21 protein-coding genes are annotated in these 18,056 nt (G+C 59.4%); 8 read left to right on the plus strand and 13 right to left on the minus strand.

The window, feature by feature from the left end:
• Window positions 1-6 precede the first annotated feature (6 nt).
• Window positions 7-573, plus strand: a complete 567-nt coding sequence (locus ACZ3HH_RS18275; RefSeq protein ID WP_465806471.1) for an NAD(P)H nitroreductase — start codon at window positions 7-9, stop codon at window positions 571-573.
• Between the two features lie 108 nt (window positions 574-681).
• Here the strand turns inward: ACZ3HH_RS18275 and ACZ3HH_RS18280 are convergent, their stop codons facing one another.
• From ACZ3HH_RS18280 to ACZ3HH_RS18305, 6 genes are all read right to left on the minus strand, one after another.
• On the minus strand, window positions 682-2,022 hold the full coding sequence (locus ACZ3HH_RS18280) for a sensor histidine kinase (RefSeq protein ID WP_465806473.1): 1,341 nt from the start codon (window positions 2,020-2,022) through the stop codon (window positions 682-684).
• 236 nt (window positions 2,023-2,258) lie between these two features.
• Window positions 2,259-2,708, minus strand: coding sequence for an LTXXQ domain protein (locus ACZ3HH_RS18285; protein WP_465806475.1), 450 nt, complete (start codon window positions 2,706-2,708; stop codon window positions 2,259-2,261).
• A gap of 216 nt (window positions 2,709-2,924) precedes the next feature.
• Window positions 2,925-3,602 (minus strand): response regulator transcription factor, encoded by a 678-nt coding sequence (locus ACZ3HH_RS18290; protein ID WP_460147363.1) that lies wholly within the window; start codon window positions 3,600-3,602, stop codon window positions 2,925-2,927.
• Window positions 3,603-3,609: 7 nt separating this feature from the next.
• Window positions 3,610-4,023 (minus strand): SH3 domain-containing protein, encoded by a 414-nt coding sequence (locus ACZ3HH_RS18295; protein ID WP_465806478.1) that lies wholly within the window; start codon window positions 4,021-4,023, stop codon window positions 3,610-3,612.
• Between the two features lie 110 nt (window positions 4,024-4,133).
• On the minus strand, window positions 4,134-4,433 hold the full coding sequence (locus ACZ3HH_RS18300; RefSeq protein ID WP_465806480.1) for a YciI family protein: 300 nt from the start codon (window positions 4,431-4,433) through the stop codon (window positions 4,134-4,136).
• Between the two features lies 1 nt (window position 4,434).
• Entirely contained in the window at window positions 4,435-5,031 is a 597-nt protein-coding gene (locus tag ACZ3HH_RS18305; RefSeq protein WP_460147361.1) for a septation protein A, read from the minus strand.
• Window positions 5,032-5,118: 87 nt separating this feature from the next.
• Between ACZ3HH_RS18305 and ACZ3HH_RS18310 the strand changes: the two genes are divergently transcribed.
• The 5 genes from ACZ3HH_RS18310 (at window position 5,119) to rluB (ending at window position 10,071) form a co-directional block, all read left to right on the plus strand.
• On the plus strand, window positions 5,119-5,982 hold the full coding sequence (locus ACZ3HH_RS18310; protein WP_030130050.1) for a PHP domain-containing protein: 864 nt from the start codon (window positions 5,119-5,121) through the stop codon (window positions 5,980-5,982).
• A 13-nt stretch (window positions 5,983-5,995) separates the two neighbouring features.
• Window positions 5,996-6,625 (plus strand): L-threonylcarbamoyladenylate synthase, encoded by a 630-nt coding sequence (locus tag ACZ3HH_RS18315; RefSeq protein ID WP_465806483.1) that lies wholly within the window; start codon window positions 5,996-5,998, stop codon window positions 6,623-6,625.
• Window positions 6,626-6,685: 60 nt separating this feature from the next.
• Window positions 6,686-7,444: a segregation and condensation protein A gene (locus ACZ3HH_RS18320; RefSeq protein ID WP_258700775.1), complete on the plus strand. Its 759-nt coding sequence runs from the start codon at window positions 6,686-6,688 to the stop codon at window positions 7,442-7,444.
• Between the two features lie 11 nt (window positions 7,445-7,455).
• Complete coding sequence (gene scpB / locus ACZ3HH_RS18325; RefSeq protein ID WP_465806484.1) at window positions 7,456-8,430, plus strand: SMC-Scp complex subunit ScpB; 975 nt, start codon at window positions 7,456-7,458, stop codon at window positions 8,428-8,430.
• 369 nt (window positions 8,431-8,799) lie between these two features.
• Window positions 8,800-10,071, plus strand: a complete 1,272-nt coding sequence (gene rluB, locus ACZ3HH_RS18330) for a 23S rRNA pseudouridine(2605) synthase RluB (RefSeq protein WP_465806486.1) — start codon at window positions 8,800-8,802, stop codon at window positions 10,069-10,071.
• A 232-nt stretch (window positions 10,072-10,303) separates the two neighbouring features.
• On the opposite strand, the gene ACZ3HH_RS18335 is transcribed toward rluB, so the two are convergent.
• Window positions 10,304-11,266, minus strand: a complete 963-nt coding sequence (locus tag ACZ3HH_RS18335; RefSeq protein ID WP_465806488.1) for a M29 family metallopeptidase — start codon at window positions 11,264-11,266, stop codon at window positions 10,304-10,306.
• A 67-nt stretch (window positions 11,267-11,333) separates the two neighbouring features.
• A complete protein-coding gene (locus ACZ3HH_RS18340) occupies window positions 11,334-11,471 on the minus strand; it encodes a hypothetical protein (protein WP_038979531.1) in 138 nt (45 codons plus the stop codon).
• A 946-nt stretch (window positions 11,472-12,417) separates the two neighbouring features.
• Between ACZ3HH_RS18340 and ACZ3HH_RS18345 the strand changes: the two genes are divergently transcribed.
• Together ACZ3HH_RS18345 and arfB are read left to right on the plus strand one after the other, a co-directional pair.
• Window positions 12,418-13,839 carry an amino acid permease gene (locus ACZ3HH_RS18345; protein WP_465806490.1) on the plus strand — a complete coding sequence of 474 codons (1,422 nt, stop codon included), beginning with the start codon at window positions 12,418-12,420 and terminating at the stop codon, window positions 13,837-13,839.
• A gap of 222 nt (window positions 13,840-14,061) precedes the next feature.
• Window positions 14,062-14,475 (plus strand): alternative ribosome rescue aminoacyl-tRNA hydrolase ArfB, encoded by a 414-nt coding sequence (arfB, locus tag ACZ3HH_RS18350; protein ID WP_157714241.1) that lies wholly within the window; start codon window positions 14,062-14,064, stop codon window positions 14,473-14,475.
• On the opposite strand, the gene ACZ3HH_RS18355 is transcribed toward arfB, so the two are convergent.
• The 5 genes from ACZ3HH_RS18355 to ACZ3HH_RS18375 all read right to left on the minus strand — a co-directional run bounded on the left by ACZ3HH_RS18355 (window position 14,472) and on the right by ACZ3HH_RS18375 (window position 18,056).
• Window positions 14,472-15,686 carry an MFS transporter gene (locus ACZ3HH_RS18355; RefSeq protein ID WP_465806493.1) on the minus strand — a complete coding sequence of 405 codons (1,215 nt, stop codon included), beginning with the start codon at window positions 15,684-15,686 and terminating at the stop codon, window positions 14,472-14,474. The two genes, arfB and ACZ3HH_RS18355, sit on opposite strands and share 4 nt — an antisense overlap.
• Before the next feature lie 104 nt (window positions 15,687-15,790).
• Window positions 15,791-15,988: a hypothetical protein gene (locus ACZ3HH_RS18360; RefSeq protein WP_465806495.1), complete on the minus strand. Its 198-nt coding sequence runs from the start codon at window positions 15,986-15,988 to the stop codon at window positions 15,791-15,793.
• Window positions 15,989-16,061: 73 nt separating this feature from the next.
• Entirely contained in the window at window positions 16,062-16,193 is a 132-nt protein-coding gene (locus ACZ3HH_RS18365) for a hypothetical protein (protein WP_007902501.1), read from the minus strand.
• Window positions 16,194-16,506: 313 nt separating this feature from the next.
• A complete protein-coding gene (locus ACZ3HH_RS18370) occupies window positions 16,507-17,700 on the minus strand; it encodes an amino acid aminotransferase (protein ID WP_465806497.1) in 1,194 nt (397 codons plus the stop codon).
• Complete coding sequence (locus ACZ3HH_RS18375; protein ID WP_007938547.1) at window positions 17,700-18,056, minus strand: 4a-hydroxytetrahydrobiopterin dehydratase; 357 nt, start codon at window positions 18,054-18,056, stop codon at window positions 17,700-17,702. The genes ACZ3HH_RS18370 and ACZ3HH_RS18375 overlap by 1 nt, the downstream gene beginning before the upstream one ends.

The following is an 18,056-nucleotide window of genomic DNA, read 5'->3' on the forward strand; positions in this document are numbered from 1 at the left end:
TGGCCGATGCAGGCTCTCGACGCTTTGCTCAACCGTGTTTCCGTCCCACGACTGCTCGATCCGGCGCCAACCGCCGAGCAACGGGAAGTGTTGTTTGCCGCCGCGATGCGCGCGCCAGACCATGGCCACTTGCAGCCTTGGCGCTTCCTGACAGTCGAAGGCGCCGCGCGCGAGCAAATGGGTGAGTTGCTGGCCGAAGCGGCGAAGCTGCAAGACAGTGATGTGTCCGAGCCCTTGCTGGACAAGGCGCGCAACGGCCCGTTGCGTGCGCCGCTGGTGGTTGTGGTGATTGCGCGTTTGCAGGAGCACGACAAGTATCCCAAGTCCGAGCAACTGTTGGCGGCAGGCTGTGCGGCTCACGGGATTTTGCTGGCGGCCTATGCGCAAGGCATTGGCGCGGTTTGGCGCACCGGTGAGCTGGCTTATTCAGCGCATGTGGCTAAAGGCTTGGGGTTGGCGGAAGGGGAAGAGGTGATTGCGTTTCTTTACCTTGGTACGCCGCAGAAAGAACCGCGGGTGGCGGAGAAGGTTGATTTGACCGAGTTTGTTAGCGCCTGGCCTGGCAAGTCCTGAAGACGCCGATCTAATGTGGGGGCGGGCTTGCTCGCGAAAGCGGTGTGTCAGGCAACGATGATGTCGACTGACACTTCGTCTTCGCGAGCAAGCTCGCTCCCACAGGGTTCAGGGTTGAACCACCGCCCCCGGCACTAGCGGCAACTCCAGGCTGGCAATAAACCCGCCCTCCGGGTGATTGGCCAGCACCAGACTCCCTCCATGCCGCTCCGCCGCACGGCGCGCAATGGCCAGCCCCAGGCCGTGCCCGGCCGCTGTTTGTCCCGGTGCCCGATAGAACGGTTCAGCCAGCTGATTCAAATGCTCGGACTCCACGCCGGGGCCGTGATCGCGCACGCTGACTACAATCCTGTCGCCCTGACGCAACGCCTGCATTTCGATCGGTTGCCCGATCGGGTTAAAGCGCTGGGCATTGCGCAGCAGGTTATCCACGGCGCGCTCAATCATGGTCGGCCAGCCTTTGAGGTTCAGTTGCGGCTCGGCCTCAAGGCGCACGTTCTGCTCGGGCGAGCCCAGCTGCGCGTCTTTTTGCAGGGTATTGAGCAGCGCGTTGAGATCCACTTCTTCGGCACTGGCGTTGTCGGCATCGACTCGCGCCAACACCAGGATTTCGCTGATCAGCGCTTCCAGTCGATCGCATTCACGAGTCAGGCGTGGCCAGAGTTTTTCCCGCTCCTCAGGATTTGCCCGCTCGGCCAGTGCCAAGGCAATGCGCAGTCGGGCCAAGGGTGAACGCAATTCGTGAGACACATCGCGCAGCAATTGCCGCTGGCTGCCGATCAGGCTTTGCAGGCGCGCGCCCATGCGGTTGAAGTCGTTGGCCAGCACGCCGAACTCATCGCGGCGGTTGGCCAGTTGCGCCAGGCTGTTCTGTTGATACGTCGTCTGCCCCAGGTCATGTACCGCACCGCGCAAACGGCTCAGCGGTCGGGTGATGGAAAAGGTCACCAGCAGGCTGAACAGGGTCAGCACCACCAACGCGATACCCAGCGCACTCAACGGCCAGAGCAGGCTTTCACGGTGCCAGGCATCCAGTTCCGGGTGCGGAATGCGGTAGATCAGCAGGTAGGTGTCGCCAGTCTTGGCGCTGGTGTACTCATCGGTCAGACGCCGCCATGGCAGGCGTCGATCATTATCGTTCTGTCTCGCTTCGAAGGCCGCCGCCCGCCGGGGGAAGGTGCCGCGTACCACCGGGTCACCGGCCTCGTTGAGCACCTGAACGTCGATGTGATACTGGCGCTTGCGCTGCTCGAGAATGTCCTGGGCAGCGTCTTCGCCCTGGCTTTCGTAGGTTTGCGTCCACTGTTCGGCCAGGGTGTTTAGGCCCGGGTGGCGGCTGAGAATCCACGCATCCTGATTGAGCATGTGCCCGAGCAGAATGGAAAGGCCCGCAACCAGAGCGATGGCCAGCCAGAAGCTGGCCAGGATACGCCAGAACAATGAGCGCACAGAAAATCCTCAAACAAACGCAATCCATGTGGGAGCGGGCTTATGTGGCGAGGGGGCTTGCCCCCGTTCGGCTGCGAAGCAGTCGTAAACCCGTTACCTGCGGCTTAACTTTGAAATGCCGGGGCCGCTTCGCGACCCAACGGGGGCAAGCCCCCTCGCCACACAGGCTCGCTCCCACATTAAATTGAGTGGCAAAGACCCAACGGGGTTTAGCCGTTGGGTCCAGGGTTAACGCATTATTGCGCTTTTTGCGCTTGCTGCGCTTTCCAGGCCTTGAACTCGGCCCATTCGGCGCGACGCTCCGCTTGTTCCTTCTGGATCTCGTCGAATTGCTTCTGTTGATCCGGTTTCAGCAGTGCGCGAACGTCGGCTTCGGCTTTCTTGTGCTTGGCCTCCATCTCGTCTTTCAGGGCTTTCTGATCGGCTGGCGAGAGTTTTTCCAGGTACTTGTCGACCAGTTGCTGACGCTCATGCATCTGCTCGCCCATGATCTTGCGGATTTGCTCGCGCTGTTCGCGGCTCAGGTCCAGCTGGCTGTAAGGGCCTTTACCGTGCATGCCGTGCATCTGACCGCCGTGGCGTGAGCCGTCCATGTGGTCACCCATTGGACCTGCGCCTTCAGGCATGGCCATGGCAACGGTCGGCAGGGCGGCAGCAAACATCAAAGCGATAAGAGTCTTGCGCATGGTGTATCTCCTTGTCTCATTCCCGGTACGTTCCGGATGTGTGCAGATTACGGAGATCTAGGTCAGCGGCGGTCAGCGGAGCGTAAAGCTTGGGTAAAGACGATTTTCTATCTTACTGACAATTCCAACACATCGGCCGCCACACCACACGATGCCTGCCTACTGCACTCCTACAGGGGGATCGCAGGTCGCGCACAAAGGGGATCGCGTTCGGATTCAGAGGCTGTAGTAATAACCGCGACTGCGCAGGGCAACGATGCGTGGGCGACCGTCGGGGTGCGGGCCGATTTTTTTGCGCAGGTTACTCACGTGCATATCCAGGCTACGGTCGTACAGGGTCAGTTTGCGACCGAGGGCGATTTGCGCCAGTTCCTGTTTATCCAGCGGTTCGCCGGGCTGCTTGAGCAGGGCTTCGAGCAGACGGCTTTCGGAGACAGTCAGGGTGAACTCCTGTTCATTGATGCTGACCACGCCACGCACCGGGCTGAAGCACAAGTCGCCCAATTCGAGCTGGCTGGAGACTGCCGTCGGATGACTGCGGCGCAATACCGCGCGCAGACGCGCTGTCAGTTCCCGTGGATCGCACGGTTTGGCCAGGTAATCATCGGCACCGAGTTCCAGGCCAAGGATGCGGTCCAGCGGTTCACCACGGGCCGAAAGCATCAGCACCGGCAAATCCGGATGGTCACTGCGCAGTTGCTTGAGCAGTTCCAGGCCGCTGCCATCCGGCAGCATCACGTCCAGCACCACGGCCGCGGGGGATGTTTCAGCCAGTGCGCGACGAGCACTCTGGCCGTCGTGACAGGCGCGGACCTGAAAGCCTTCCTGGCTCAGCCAACTGCTCAGGAGCTCACACAGCTCCTGGTCATCATCAATTAATAACAGCTCGCTCATGACTCACTCAATTTAGCCATTGCCGACGTTTTCTGGTTGCACCACTGGCGAAGATACCGCAGAGCAGGGCCGATAGCGCTACTGCGGCACCGATAACGAACCATTGCTGCTGATCTGTCAGCAGGCGCGGCAGTGGGCTGCTGGCCTGGGCTTCCTTGAGTTGCAGCTTCAGGCGCTGATTCTCTAGGCGCAACCGGCTCAGATGGGCGCTTTCGCGTTCGCCATCGGTATTTTGCAGTTGTTTGCTCAATTCTTCTCGTTGCTGTTCGCTTGCCTTCAAGCGCTGCTGCAACTCGGTGATCTGGCTGCCGGCGCTCAAGGACAGCGGCGTCGAACTACCGCCATTGGCGCTTTCTTCACCATGGGCGGGCGCCATGATCGACAACGTCACCAACATCAGACACAACGGACCTTTGCGCATCGCAACTCCTGATTCCAATACGAGTATTGGGCAGGTTGTCGGCCGATAAACGAGAATAATGAGCGATTGAACGCGCGATGAACCGACAAGGCTCATCGCGCTGATGGAGTTTACGGGAGGACTTGCTTGAACGGCTTGACCGAAACGTTGGCGTAGACGCCTGCGACAATGTACGGATCGGCGTCGGCCCAGGCTTGTGCGGCGCTCAGCGAATCGAATTCGGCGACGATCAGGCTGCCGGTGAAACCCGCGGCGCCCGGATCATTGCTGTCGACGGCCGGGTTAGGGCCGGCCAGTACGATACGACCTTCGCCTTTAAGCACTTGCAGGCGCTCAAGGTGCGCAGGCCGTGCGGCCAGGCGGGCTTCCAGGGAGTTGGCGACGTCTGTGGCAATGATTGCGTAAAGCATGTCAGTCCTCGGTTTTTGGCGTGGTGGTATCGGCGTCGTGCAGGTGGCGGGACAGGTAAATGCCCTGGGCGACCAGGAACAGCAACGTCATGCCCAGGCTGCCGAAGACTTTGAAGTCGACCCAGTAGTTCTGGAACGTGAACGCAACGAACAGGTTGGCGGCGCCGCAAAACAGGAAAAACCCGATCCAGGCGATGTTCAGGCGGGTCCAGACCGGCTCCGGTAGAGTCAGTGCGTGGCCCATGATGCGTTTGATCAGCAGTTGATCACCGACGAAGTGGCTGCCGATGAATGCGAGGGCGAACAGCCAGTTGACCACCGGGGCTTTCCATTTCAGGAAGGTCTCGCTGTGGAACGCCAGGGTCAGGCTGCCGAAGACCAGGCAGGCGATAAGGGTTAGCCACTGGCTCTTCTCCAGCTTGCGCTGCTTGATGAACAGCGTGCCGTAAACCACCAGGGAACTGATGATCAGCATCGCGGTGGCACTGTAAATACCACCGACAGTCAGTTGATGACCGCCAATGTCGACGACCCGTGGATCGATTTTGAAGACGATGAAAAACAGCAGAAGCGGGATGAAGTCGATGAATTGTTTCACAGTGGCAGCCAGAAGCAGGATGTGGCGGCATAATAACAAACATATTGACGCGCGATAGCGTCAGCTGATTTGAGGTTACACAGTCCTGTGAATGTTGATTTGCACTGCCATAGCACGGCTTCCGATGGCGCCCTGGCGCCTGCGGTACTGGTTGCGCGTGCGTTCGAGAAAGGCGTGCGAGTCCTGGCCTTGACCGATCACGACACCCTTGAAGGCCTCGACGAGGCCCGCAGCGCCGCGACGGCGCTGGGGATGCAACTGGTTAATGGTGTCGAATTGTCCTGCACTTGGGGCGGGGCGACCATTCACGTTTTGGGCTACGGTTTCGACGTCAATGCGCCGCCGTTGGTCGAGGCCATCGCAAAATTGCACGATGGCCGCTGGTTACGGTCCGAAGAAATAAGCCGCAAGTTGGCGTTGAAAGGCATGCCGGGGGCGCTTGACGGCGCCCGGGCCATTCAACAGGAGCTGGGCGACAGTGGTAATGCGCCGGCCCGTCCGCACTTCGCCGACTGGATGGTGCGCGAAGGTTTCGTCAAGGATCGCGCCGAAGCGTTCCGCAAATGGCTGGGCGCCGGCAAACTGGGGGACGTCAAACAACACTGGCCGACCCTGGAAGACACCGTCGAAACCCTGCGCGCCGCGGGTGCCTGGGTCAGCCTGGCGCATCCCTGGCACTACGATTTCACTCGTAGCAAGCGTCGTCGCCTGATTGCCGACTATATTCAAGCAGGGGGCCACGCGATAGAAGTGGTCAATGGCCATCAACCCGCCGAACAGGTGGGCAGCCTGGCGATTCTAGCCCGCGAGTTTGGTCTGCTGGTCAGCGCCGGCAGTGATTTTCATGGCCCTGGAGGCTGGTCCGAGATCGGTGAATACCGCCCGCTCCCGGAGGATCTGCCACCACTGTGGTGTCGATTCAAACATGACCCAATTATTGCCGTCGTCTGAACAGGTAGAGAATGTGAGTCAATTTTTCCAGATTCATCCGGAAAACCCGCAAGCGCGCCTGATCAAACAGGCTGTCGAGATCATCCGCAACGGCGGGGTGGTGATTTATCCCACAGACTCTTCCTACGCCATTGGTTGCCAAATCGGCGACAAGAACGCCGTGGAGCGCGTGCGCCGGCTACGTCAGCTGGATGAAAAGCACAACTTCGCGCTGATTTGCAGTGACCTGTCGCAATTGGGGCTGTTTGCCAAGATCGACACTGGCACCTTCCGTGTGCTCAAGGCTCACTTGCCTGGCCCTTACACCTTCATTCTCAACGCTACCCGCGAAGTGCCACGGTTGTTGCTGCACCCGAAAAAACGCACCATCGGCCTGCGTGTGCCAAGCCATCCGATTGCCCTGGCATTGCTGGAAGAACTCGGCGAGCCGCTGATGAGCGTGACCCTGATCATGCCTGGCGACACCGACCCGATGACTGATCCTTATGAAATGCGCCAGTTGCTCGAGCATCAGGTCGACTTGATCATCGACGGCGGTTTCGGCGGGATCAAGGCATCCACGGTGATCAGCCTCGCCGACGGCGAACCGGAAGTCATCCGCGTCGGTTGCGGCGACCCTGCGCCTTTCATGGCCGAGGCCTAGATGTCTGCAGTAGAACCCGTCGACAGCCAGGCCGGCGCCCAGCAAGAACTGCCTTTCGCCATGGTCTATGGTCAGGCGGTCATGGAAATGCCGCTGGACTTGTACATCCCGCCGGATGCGCTCGAGGTCTTTCTTGAGGCCTTCGAAGGCCCGCTCGACTTGCTGCTGTACCTGATCCGCAAACAGAACATCAACATCCTCGACATCCCGGTGGCGGAAATCACCCGTCAGTACATGGGCTATGTCGAGTTGATGCAGTCGGTGCGCCTGGAGCTGGCCGCCGAGTACCTGGTGATGGCCGCGATGCTGGCCGAGATCAAGTCGCGGATGCTGTTGCCCCGTGCCGAAACGATTGAAGATGAAGAGGACGATCCTCGCGCCGAGTTGATTCGTCGCTTGCAGGAGTACGAGCGCTTCAAGGCTGCTGCCGAAGGCATCGATGGCCTGAGCCGCGTCGGCCGCGACGTGGTGGTGCCCAAGCTCGATGCCCCGGAAGCCCGGGCGCGCAAACTGTTGCCGGATGTTCGTCTGGAAGAGTTGCTGATGTCCATGGCCGAGGTCTTGCGCCGTGGCGACATGTTCGAAAGCCACCAGGTCAGCCGTGAAGCGCTGTCCACCCGCGAGCGCATGAGCGATGTGCTGGAACGGCTCAAGGGCGGCGGTTTTGTGCCGTTTGTCGAGCTGTTCACCGCTGAAGAAGGGCGCCTGGGGGTGGTGGTGACCTTTATGGCGATCCTCGAACTGGTCAAGGAATCCTTGGTCGAGCTGGTGCAGAATGAGCCGTTTGCGGCGATCCATGTCCGGGCCCGAGCCGAATAACGAGTTGAATCATGAACCTGACTGAACCCCGCGAGCTGGCGCCACTGCTTGAAGCCTTTCTGTTGGCCTCGGGAAAACCGCAATCGCTTGAACGCCTGTTCGAACTCTTCGAAGAAGGCGAGCGGCCCGAGCCCCCTGTTTTCAAGAAAGCGCTGACGATTCTGGCCAAGTCCTGCGACGGCCGTGCTTTCGAGTTGAAGGAAGTCGCCTCCGGGTATCGCCTGCAGATCCGCGAAAAGTTCGCGCCATGGGTAGGACGTTTGTGGGAAGAGCGGCCGCAGCGCTATTCCCGCGCCATGCTCGAAACCATGGCGCTGATCGCCTATCGCCAGCCGATCACCCGGGGCGAGATCGAAGACGTGCGCGGCGTGGCGGTCAACAGCCACATCGTGAAAACCCTGCTGGAACGCGAGTGGATCCGCATCGTCGGTTACCGCGACGTACCCGGAAAACCGGCGATGTTCGCCACCACCAAGGCGTTTCTCGATCACTTCAACCTGAAAAACCTCGACGACCTGCCGCCGCTCGCCGAGCTGCGTGAGCTGGAACCTGATCCTGTCCTCGATTTCGACGACGCTCCGGTTCCGCAAGGCTTGCAGGAACTGGCCGACGCCAGCGCTGAACCGGAGGAGCCGAAGGAAGAAACCAGTTTCCACACGCTGTTGCTGGAACTGGACACCATGGAAGAAGGGCTCAAGACCGATTTCGACGATTTGTTGCGGGATGGGGCGGTGACCGAGACCGAAGGGGAATTGGCTCAACCCGAGCCTGAAACCGAAGTTGAACCTCAGGTCGAGGCTGAAGCCGAACCAGAACCAGAACAGGAAGATGACATTCTTGGCGTTGCCGAAGCGCGGGAAAAACTCCTGGCCGCCGTCGCCGCGCTGGAGCCGCCGAAACCTGAGCCCGAACTGACCGACGAAGAGGCCGAAGCCAAGGCTTTGGCAGAAGCCATCGAGGCCGAGCGTCGCCAGTTCGAAGATTGATCCAAATCCTGCGGGCAATGGGAGTCCCTGTGGGAGCGGGCTTGCCCGCGAAGAGGGCGTGCCAGTCAACATCATTGCTGTCTGACCCACCGCAATCGCGGGCAAGCCCGCTCCCACAGGGTGTTGTGTTGACTGGGGTATTTGATGAGTCTGCAAATTCATCGACGACTGCGGTCGAAATTGGCACCACCGGTCGGCGGAAAATCAAGTAAGTCTCCATTGATCAGCTAGTCTCTGATGCGCGAACGTCTCCATGAGCGTATGATTCGCGACCCTTCGGCGATCGCTTCGCCCAAGTTCTTCAAAAAGTACCCAGATTTACATCGCTTCAGGCAAAAGCCTGAACAGACCACACCGGGAGGTGCCCAGATGAGTATCAACGACCAGAAAGACGACCAGGAAATCGGCCCTGCAGGCGAAAAGCTGCAGAAAGTCCTCGCCCGTATCGGCGTCGGCTCGCGCCGTGACGTAGAAGCCTGGATCAGCCACGGCCGCATCAAGGTCAATGGCAAAGACGCCACCCTCGGCCAGCGCGTCGACCTGCATGACGCCATCACCATCGATGGCCGGGTAATCAAGCGCGAAGAAGCCGCCGAGTCGGTACGCCGCGTGATCATGTACAACAAACCCGACGGTGAAATCTGCACCCGTAACGACCCTGAAGGTCGTCCGACCGTGTTCGACAAGATGCCGCGCCCGAAAGAAGGTCGCTGGATCAACATCGGTCGTCTGGACATCAACACCACCGGTTTGCTGATGTTCACCACCGACGGTGAATTGGCCAACCGCCTGATGCACCCATCCTACGAAATGGACCGTGAATACGCGGTACGTGTACGTGGCGAAGTCGACGACGAGATGATTGAGCGCCTGAAGGCAGGCGTGGTGCTCGAAGACGGCCCGGCCAAGTTCACCGACATCAAACAGGCTCCGGGTGGCGAAGGTTTCAACCACTGGTACCACTGCGTGGTGATGGAAGGTCGTAACCGCGAAGTCCGTCGTCTGTGGGAATCCCAAGGTCTGGTGGTTAGCCGCCTGAAGCGCGTGCGTTTCGGTCCGGTGTTCCTCAACTCCGACCTGCCGATGGGCCGCTGGCGCGAAATGAGCCAGTACGAAGTCGATGTTCTGAGTGCCGAGGTCGGCCTGACGCCGGTGGCGATGCCGCAAATGAACGCCAAGAGCAAAGACAAGCTTGATCGCATGCAGCGTAAATCGTCGCGTCCGATGGGCAAGACCGAGCGCGTGCGTACGTTGCGTCCAGCAGCCGGTGGCCAGACAGCTGTTGCTCCGCGTGATTCCCGTGAACCGCACATCGAAGGCGAACGTCCGGCCCGCAAGCCAGCAGCACCTCGTGCTGATGGCGAGCGCGGCCCACGTACGCCACGTCCGGCCAACGGTCGCACTGAACGTGGCGAAGGCCGTGGTGCTCCGTCCGGTGGTCGTAGCGATCGCGGCGCGCCTGCCGGTCGTGGTACGCCCGTGGCAGACCGCCCGGCCGATACCAAGCGCCCGGCCAAGCCAGCTCCGAAGAAACGCCCAGGCATCGTGCTGGTCGACCGTGACGCGCCATCGGGCAAACGCCGCGGCGCGCCAGCCGGTTCCGGCCAGCGTCCGGGCTTTGGTCGTCGCAAGCCTGAGTAATCGGTAAGCGCTGCATGAAAAACGCCATCCCTCGGGATGGCGTTTTTTTTGTCTGGCAAACCGGTTTTCAGAAAGCAGGTGAACCTGTGGCGAGGGAGCTTGCTCCCGCTGGGTCGCGAAGCGGCCCCAGAACCATTCACCTCGTTATGTCTGGTAAACCGCGTCGGCAGGTTTTGCGGCTGCTGCGCAGCCGAGCGGGAGCAAGCTCCCTCGCCACAGGGTTAGGTGTTGCTTAAAACACAAACCGTCCATCAAACAGCGGGTCATCATCCAGCGCCAACACGCCACCGGAGAAGATCAGGTCCAAATGATGGCTGCCCTTGGCGCCACCGCCCAGCCCAAGGTGCAAGCCGCAATGGCGCTCCTCGAACCCTGCATTGCGCGCATACAAATCTTTCACGCCTTCATTGGTGCCGATCCCCAACTCCTCGATTCGCCGATTGGACGGATTGGCGTCCAGGTACTTGTTGAAGTCATGTTCCAGCCCCGGCACATCGGTGGCGATTTTGCTGATGGTCGAGTTCTCGATCCACAACTCCAGGGGTGAGGCCAATACGCCGTACTTGCGGGCAAATGGAATCGTACTGAGGAAAGTCCCCATAAACTTCACCCGCCCATTAATGGCCTCGCTATGAGTAGCGATCTCGCCGGGCGCCAGATCGAAGTTGCCGATACCGTTGATGTCGGTCCACTTCTTGATACTGCTCAAGGGTGTTTCGAACCACGACCCATGATCATCTTTGAAGCTCAGGGTGGTGGCGTGGGACATGCGCTGGATCAAATGGCTGTTCAACCCGGCAATTCGCTGCGGGGTGACACTGAAGGTGTCGTAGAAGTAATCGCCGTAATCCTTGAACAGCAATGACTTCTTCCAGTTCTCCGCCATCACGCCTTGCAGCGCGCGGACAAAGTCCGGGCCGTCGGGACGCGGGTTGGGCAGGGTGGAAGAGTCGTAGAAGAAAATGTACAGATCGCTGTCGGTAATCGCCCGGGCCAGCAATTGGGTGGGTTCGAGGTCCAGACGCATCGCGCTGAAGCTGAACCGTGGGCTGTTGGCCTGTTCGGCGATAGCGCCGGTCAGTGCCTCGTAATCAGCGGTATGGCCGAGCAAGACCTTCGCCGGGTTGATACCGGCAACGGCAGGGTGATGTTCGAGGTAGTAAAGGAAATGCGAGATGGCGCGTTGCTTATCCATGTAGTCCTCCCTGACAAACCGAGAAAGTGGCAGGCACGACCGGCCGGATCATGCCTGCCGGGATGTCTTACAGAGGCCACATCGCCGTGCCGAACGGAACAACCGCGTCGGCTTGCATCATTTCGACGGCGGCATCATGGGTCGGTGCTTCAAACCAATCGTCCAGTTGCAGTTCAGTGTCCAAGTCTTTGTCCAGTGCTTGCATGGTGAATCTCCTAGATGACTTCTTCGGTAAGAACAGCTTCGGTAAGAACAACGGCGTGCTTTTCACTCGTTGAAGAGCGCGTCAACGTGCCGGTCGATGCGGCTCGGCAAGTCGCTGAAAACCTAGTTCACAGGTTTTTAAAATGCAAAAAAATAATTAAACAATTTTCATTTGAACTATTTATTCCATTTTTCGAAAGCCAGTTTTCTTAATAAAAAACAGAAAACTAAGCAGGACATTTCCTTAGGAAGCTTCCTATCGTCAATTTACAGTCAGTGGTCTTCTGGATCTGATTTGGAAAACTTGCGTTACGACTTGTAAATAAAACGTTACGAAAACCCGTCTCAAACTCCATGGAATGCTGCTGAGGAAAGGTCTGTAAGGAAAACCTTCCGCCAACCGCCGGATTTATAGTCTTCAAGGGCTCTGGCACGCTTGTTTCAGCAGCGTATGAAGGGTGAGATGCGCCCCATGCCTGTCGTGCAGGTGCATAACAAGAAGGAGGCGCAATGAACGCCGTGACTCATCTCCATCTCTCCCCAAAGGGCGATTTTTCCGCTGCCCTTATCAATGACCTGCAAAGGTCTGACTCAATTTTTGCAGTCGCCCGAGACCCTCGAGGCGGACACAGGCAATCCCGGCAACCGACGCGCTGATCCAGCGGTGTCTGGCAGCAGGGGGTTACAGGTGTACAATGCGCCGCGTTTTAACTGTGACCTTCTGCGCAATCGCGCAAACCTCAAGGCTATCCGCCTTGTTCACTCCGCCGCGTCACGAGCGTGTCGGGTTCGATTTCGTCACAGATAAAAACAAACAGGTGACGCATGACTGTCGTAAAAACGCTGAACTCCTGGTGCCTGCGCTGGGGTTTGATCGGCGCTGCTTGAAATCGCAACTGAGCAGCAACGTCTACTGAACATCATCAAACCTTGCGTGAGACCTTTTCATGAGTGGACAAAACTCGCATTCAGGCGAGCTGAAACGCGGCCTGAAAAATCGCCATATTCAACTGATCGCCCTCGGTGGCGCGATCGGTACCGGGTTGTTCCTCGGCTCGGCCGGCGTGCTCAAATCCGCCGGCCCGTCGATGATCCTCGGCTACGCCATCTGCGGCTTCATCGCTTTTATGATCATGCGCCAACTCGGCGAAATGATTGTCGAAGAGCCGGTCGCTGGTTCCTTCAGCCACTTCGCCCACAAGTACTGGGGCGGTTTTGCCGGTTTCCTGTCGGGCTGGAACTGCTGGATTCTGTACATTCTGGTGGGCATGTCGGAGCTGACCGCGGTCGGCAAATACATCCACTACTGGGCGCCGGATATCCCGACTTGGGTATCGGCAGCCGGGTTCTTCGTATTGATCAACCTGATCAACCTGGCCAACGTCAAAGTCTTCGGTGAGGCCGAGTTCTGGTTCGCGATCATCAAGGTTGTGGCGATTGTCGGCATGATTGCCCTGGGCAGCTATCTGCTGGTCAGCGGCCATGGCGGCCCGCAAGCCTCGGTAACCAACCTGTGGTCCCACGGTGGCTTCTTCCCGAACGGCGTTAGCGGACTGGTGATGGCCATGGCGATCATCATGTTCTCCTTCGGCGGTCTGGAAATGCTCGGTTTCACCGCCGCTGAAGCCGACAAGCCGAAAACCGTGATCCCGAAAGCCATCAATCAGGTGATCTACCGGATCCTGATTTTCTACATCGGTGCGCTGGTAGTCCTGCTGTCGCTGACGCCTTGGGACAGTTTGTTGGCAACCCTGAACGCTTCCGGCGACGCGTATAGCGGCAGCCCGTTCGTGCAAGTGTTCTCGATGCTCGGCAGCAACACCGCCGCGCACATCCTCAACTTCGTGGTCCTGACCGCGGCGCTGTCGGTGTACAACAGCGGCACTTACTGCAACAGTCGTATGCTGCTGGGCATGGCCGATCAGGGCGATGCGCCGAAGGTCTTGTCGAAGATCGACAAGCGTGGCGTGCCGGTGCGTTCGATCCTGGCGTCGGCCGCTGTGACTTTGATCGCGGTGTTGCTGAACTACCTGATCCCGCAAAACGCGCTGGAACTGTTGATGTCGCTGGTGGTGGCCACCCTGGTGATCAACTGGGCGATGATCAGCTTCTCGCACTTCAAGTTCCGCCAGCACATGAACAAGACCAAACAAACGCCGCTGTTCAAGGCCCTGTGGTACCCGTACGGGAACTACATCTGCCTGGCGTTCGTGGTGTTCATTCTGGGCGTAATGCTGCTGATTCCGGGCATCCAGATCTCGGTGTATGCGATTCCGGTGTGGGTCGCGTTCATGTGGGTCTGCTACGGCATCAAGAACAAGCGCAGCGCCCAGCAGGCGTTGCAGGCTGCGGGTTCCGCTGCCAAGTAAGTGCAAAGCGCAGAAACAACAAACCCGGCCATGTGCCGGGTTTGTCATTTTTGGGTTCCGTACAAAACCCTGTGGGAGCGTGGCTTGCTCGCGATTCAGGCACCGCGGTTCATCAGGCATACCGCGTTATCGTTCATCGCGGGCAAGCCACGCTTCCACAGGGGCCGCATTCCTTCTGTCTATTCGCGGTATCCTTCTTGTTCTGAATACGGACGCTTTTCCATGCTGGTGATTTCCAACAACGTGCATCTGCCGGATGCCGAGATCGAGTTGACGGCCATTCGCGCCCAGGGCGCCGGTGGGCAGAACGTCAACAAGGTCTCCAGCGCCGTGCACCTGCGCTTCGACATTCCGGCCTCGTCCTTGCCCGAGTTCTACAAGGAACGGCTGCTGGCGCTGCGTGACAGTCGCATCACCAGCGAAGGCGTGTTGATCATCAAGGCCCAGCAATACCGCACGCAGGAAGCCAATCGCGCCGATGCGCTGGAGCGGTTGACCGAGTTGATCCTCAGCGCCATCAAAGTGGAAAAGAAACGCCGCCCGACCAAGCCGACCCTCGGTTCGAAGAAGCGTCGGCTCGAATCCAAGACCAAACGCGGCAGTATCAAGGCTGGACGCGGCAAAGTGGATTTCTAACGGGCGTCGCGTTCTTCGCGGTGCTTTTCATTAAGGTGCTTCGGCGCTTGCCGGTACAAGTAAACGCTCAGTGCCAGGCCACTCAGAGCGGCCAATGCGGCAAACAGGAAGATCGAGGCAAAGCCGAATCCAGCCGCAATCGCACCTGCCAGCGGACCGGTAATCCCCAGCGACAAATCGATGAACAGCGAATACGCCCCAACCGCCGCGCCACGGCTGGAGGCGGGCACCAGGTTGACCGCTTCCACGCCCAATGCCGGGAACACCAGTGAGAAGCCGAAACCACTCAGCGCCGCGCCGGCCAGTGCCCAATGGGCATCGGGTGCCAGCCACAGCAGCAATAACCCGAGGGTTTCCACCGAGAGGCAGGCAATCGCCACGCGAAAGCCGCCGAGGCGGTTGATCAGGTTACCAAACAGCAATCGCGCACCGATGAAACTGGCGCCGAACAGGCTCAGGCACAGCACCGCGTTGGACCAGTGCTGAGTGGCGTAATACAGGGTGATGAATGTGGCGATGGTGCCAAAGCCGATGGAGCCCAAGGCCAGGCCGCAACCATGAGGCAGCACGCGCCCCAACACATGCATGAACGGCAGGCGTTCGCCGACAACGATCGGTGCAGCGGTTTTTGGCCAGGCCAGCGCCAGGCCCAGAACGGCCAATAGCACGATGCTCACGCCCATGCTCCACAAACCCAGTTGACTCACCAGCAGCACCCCCAGCGGTGCGCCGACCGCCAGCGCGCCGTAACTGGCGATGCCGTTCCAGGAGATGACCTTGGCGGTGTTCGCTGCACCGACCCGGCCGATGCCCCAGCCGATCGAGCCGGAGCCGACCAGACTTTCTGCGCTGCCGAGCACCAGTCGGCCGATCAACAGGCTGATCAGGCTCAACATGGGCAGGCTTTGTGTCCAGGCCGAAATCAACATGAACACACCGCTCAAGCCACAGCCGGCAAGGCCATACATCACTGCCAGTTTGCTGCCCTTGTTATCGATGATGCGCCCGGCGTAAGGGCGGCTGAGCAGGGTGGCCAGGTATTGCACGCTGATCACCAGCCCGGCGATCACGGCGCCGAAACCGAGGTCGCTGTGGACATAGCCGGGCAGTACGGCCAGGGGAATGCCGATATTCAGGTAACCGATGAACGTGAACAGGACGATGGAAACGACTTGCAGCGTGACCGCCATGGGGCGCTGGGTTTCTGACATGGGTAAAAGGTCCACGGGGCAGCAGGATAGATAGGCTGCTTATGATAGCGGCGCGGGCGGTCGCGGGGCGTGAAAAAGTAAAACTATTTCCCGGATGGGGATGATCAGGATTTGGCGGGGGCAACCAGTTGCGTCGTGACCAGGGCGGCCAAGGCATTTTCTTCGCTACCGAAGCGGGCCAGCAGGGCGGCTTGTTTCTCGGGGGAAAGGCGGTTCCAGATCTCGATCATCTTCTCGGCGGTGCCGATCAGGACGCTGGCCTGCAGCTCTTCATCAAAAGGAGGAGTGAATTCATCGGTCATGGGGAAGGCTCAAGGTTCAGGCGGTGTGGAAAGCGCATATTAGCGCTTTCCACACGGTCTGGTCGTGCAGGTATCAGTCTTCGCTGTCGGCCTGGCGGCGTTCAGGTGCTTCTTTCGTCTCGGGCTGTTGGGCACCGGCTTGTTGCGTGGTTGTCTGCTCAGTTTCGTGCAGGCTTGGGAAGGGGAGATTAGGGATCTCGTGCATGTTCGCGCTCCTCGCTAAGTCTGTTGATAGATCTGGTAGATCCGCGCTTTTAAAAAAGCCTGCGCAGGATACAGCAGGAGAAATGACAAAAAGACTTTTATATCCAATTGTTGCGACGGATGGGATTGTCTAGACAGGTCTACAGGGGCGAAGACCTACTGTGGCGAGGGAGCTTGCTCCCGCTGGGCTGCGGAGCGGCCCCAATGCAGGCAATGAGTTGTTTGCGTTAGAACTCGGTTGCGGTTTTTGCGACCGCTACGCGCTCGAGCGGGAGCAAGCTCCCTCGCCACAGGGAGCTCGCCATTGCGTCGTGTTACTTGCAGACCTCAGCGATAGCTTCGGCCAGCAAGTCCAGGCGCGTCGCATCAATCCCTGCCACGTTAGCCCGGCCTGAGCTCACCATGTACACGCTGTGATGCTCGCGCAGCTGCTTGACCTGCTCCGGCGACAAACCGGTGTAGGAAAACATCCCGCGTTGCACACCAATGTGCGCAAATCGCTCGCGCAAGCCATGGGGTTCAAGCGCTTCCACCAGGCCGCTGCGCAACTGGGCGATACGCAAACGCATGGCTTCCACTTCGTCGGCCCAGCGGCTTTTCAGCTCTGGATCGCCGAGGATAGTCGCGACCACGGCGGCGCCATGATCCGGTGGCGTCGACCACAGGTTACGGGCGATGTTGGCCAGTTGGCTGCGGATATCCACCAGCTTGTCGGCGGTTATCGCGCAGACAATCAGTGCGCCAGTGCGGTCGCGGTACAGGCCGAAGTTCTTCGAGCAGGAACTGGTGATCAGCACCTCCGGCAACTCGGCGGCGAACAGCCGGGTCGACCAGGCATCTTGCTCCAGGCCGTCGCCGAAACCCTGATAAGCGAAGTCGATCAGTGGCAGCAAATCGCGACTGCGCACCACGTCCAGCACTCGACGCCAATCGTCATGGGACAGATCGAAACCGGTCGGGTTGTGGCAGCAGGCATGCAGCAGCACCACATCGCCCTTGGGTGCTTCATTGAGCACCGCCAGCATCGCTTCCACATTGAGACGGTTATCGCTGCCCACGTACGGGTAATGACTGACCTTGACCCCGGCCGCCGCGAAAATGGTTTCGTGAATCGGCCAGGTCGGGTTGCTCAACCACACGCCACGGCCCGGCAGGCATTGGGCGATGAAGTCGGCGCTCAAGCGCAATGCGCCAGTGCCGCCCGGCGTTTGAGTGGCACCGGCCCGTTGTTCGGCGATCAGCGCCGAGTCAGCGCCAAGCACCAACTCGTTGATGACCTTGCCGAACGCTACATTGCCGTGGCCGCCGATGTAGGTCTTGGTGGATTGACGCTCCACCAAGTGCTGCTCGGCGAGCTTCACCGCTTCGGGGATTGGCGTCAGGCCCTGGGCGTCTTTGTAGACACCCACGCCAAGGTCGAATTTGCGCGGATTAGGGTCCAGCGCATAGGCCTCCATCAGGCCGAGAATCGGATCGCCGGGTACTCGGCCGATGGCGTCGAAATGCATTATTTGCGGCCCTCGGCGTCTTTGGCCACTTCGTCAGTGCGCGCGGCCATGATGAAATCGTTGCGGTGCAGGCCCTTGATGGAGTGGCTCCACCAGGTCACGGTGACTTTGCCCCACTCGGTCAGCAGGCCCGGGTGGTGACCTTCGGCCTCGGAGATTTCACCGACGGCGTTGGTGAACGCCAGCGCGTGTTTGAAATTCTTGAACAGGAAAACTTTTTCCAGCTGCATCACGCTGTCGCGGACTTCGATGTTCCAGTCAGGGATTTGCTTGATCAGGATCGGCAGTTCTTCGTCGCTGACTTGAGGGGCATCGGCGCGGCAGGCTTCGCAATGGGCTTGGTTCAATGTGGACAT

The sequence above is a fragment of the Pseudomonas sp. PME37.24/025 genome (genome assembly GCF_055556615.1).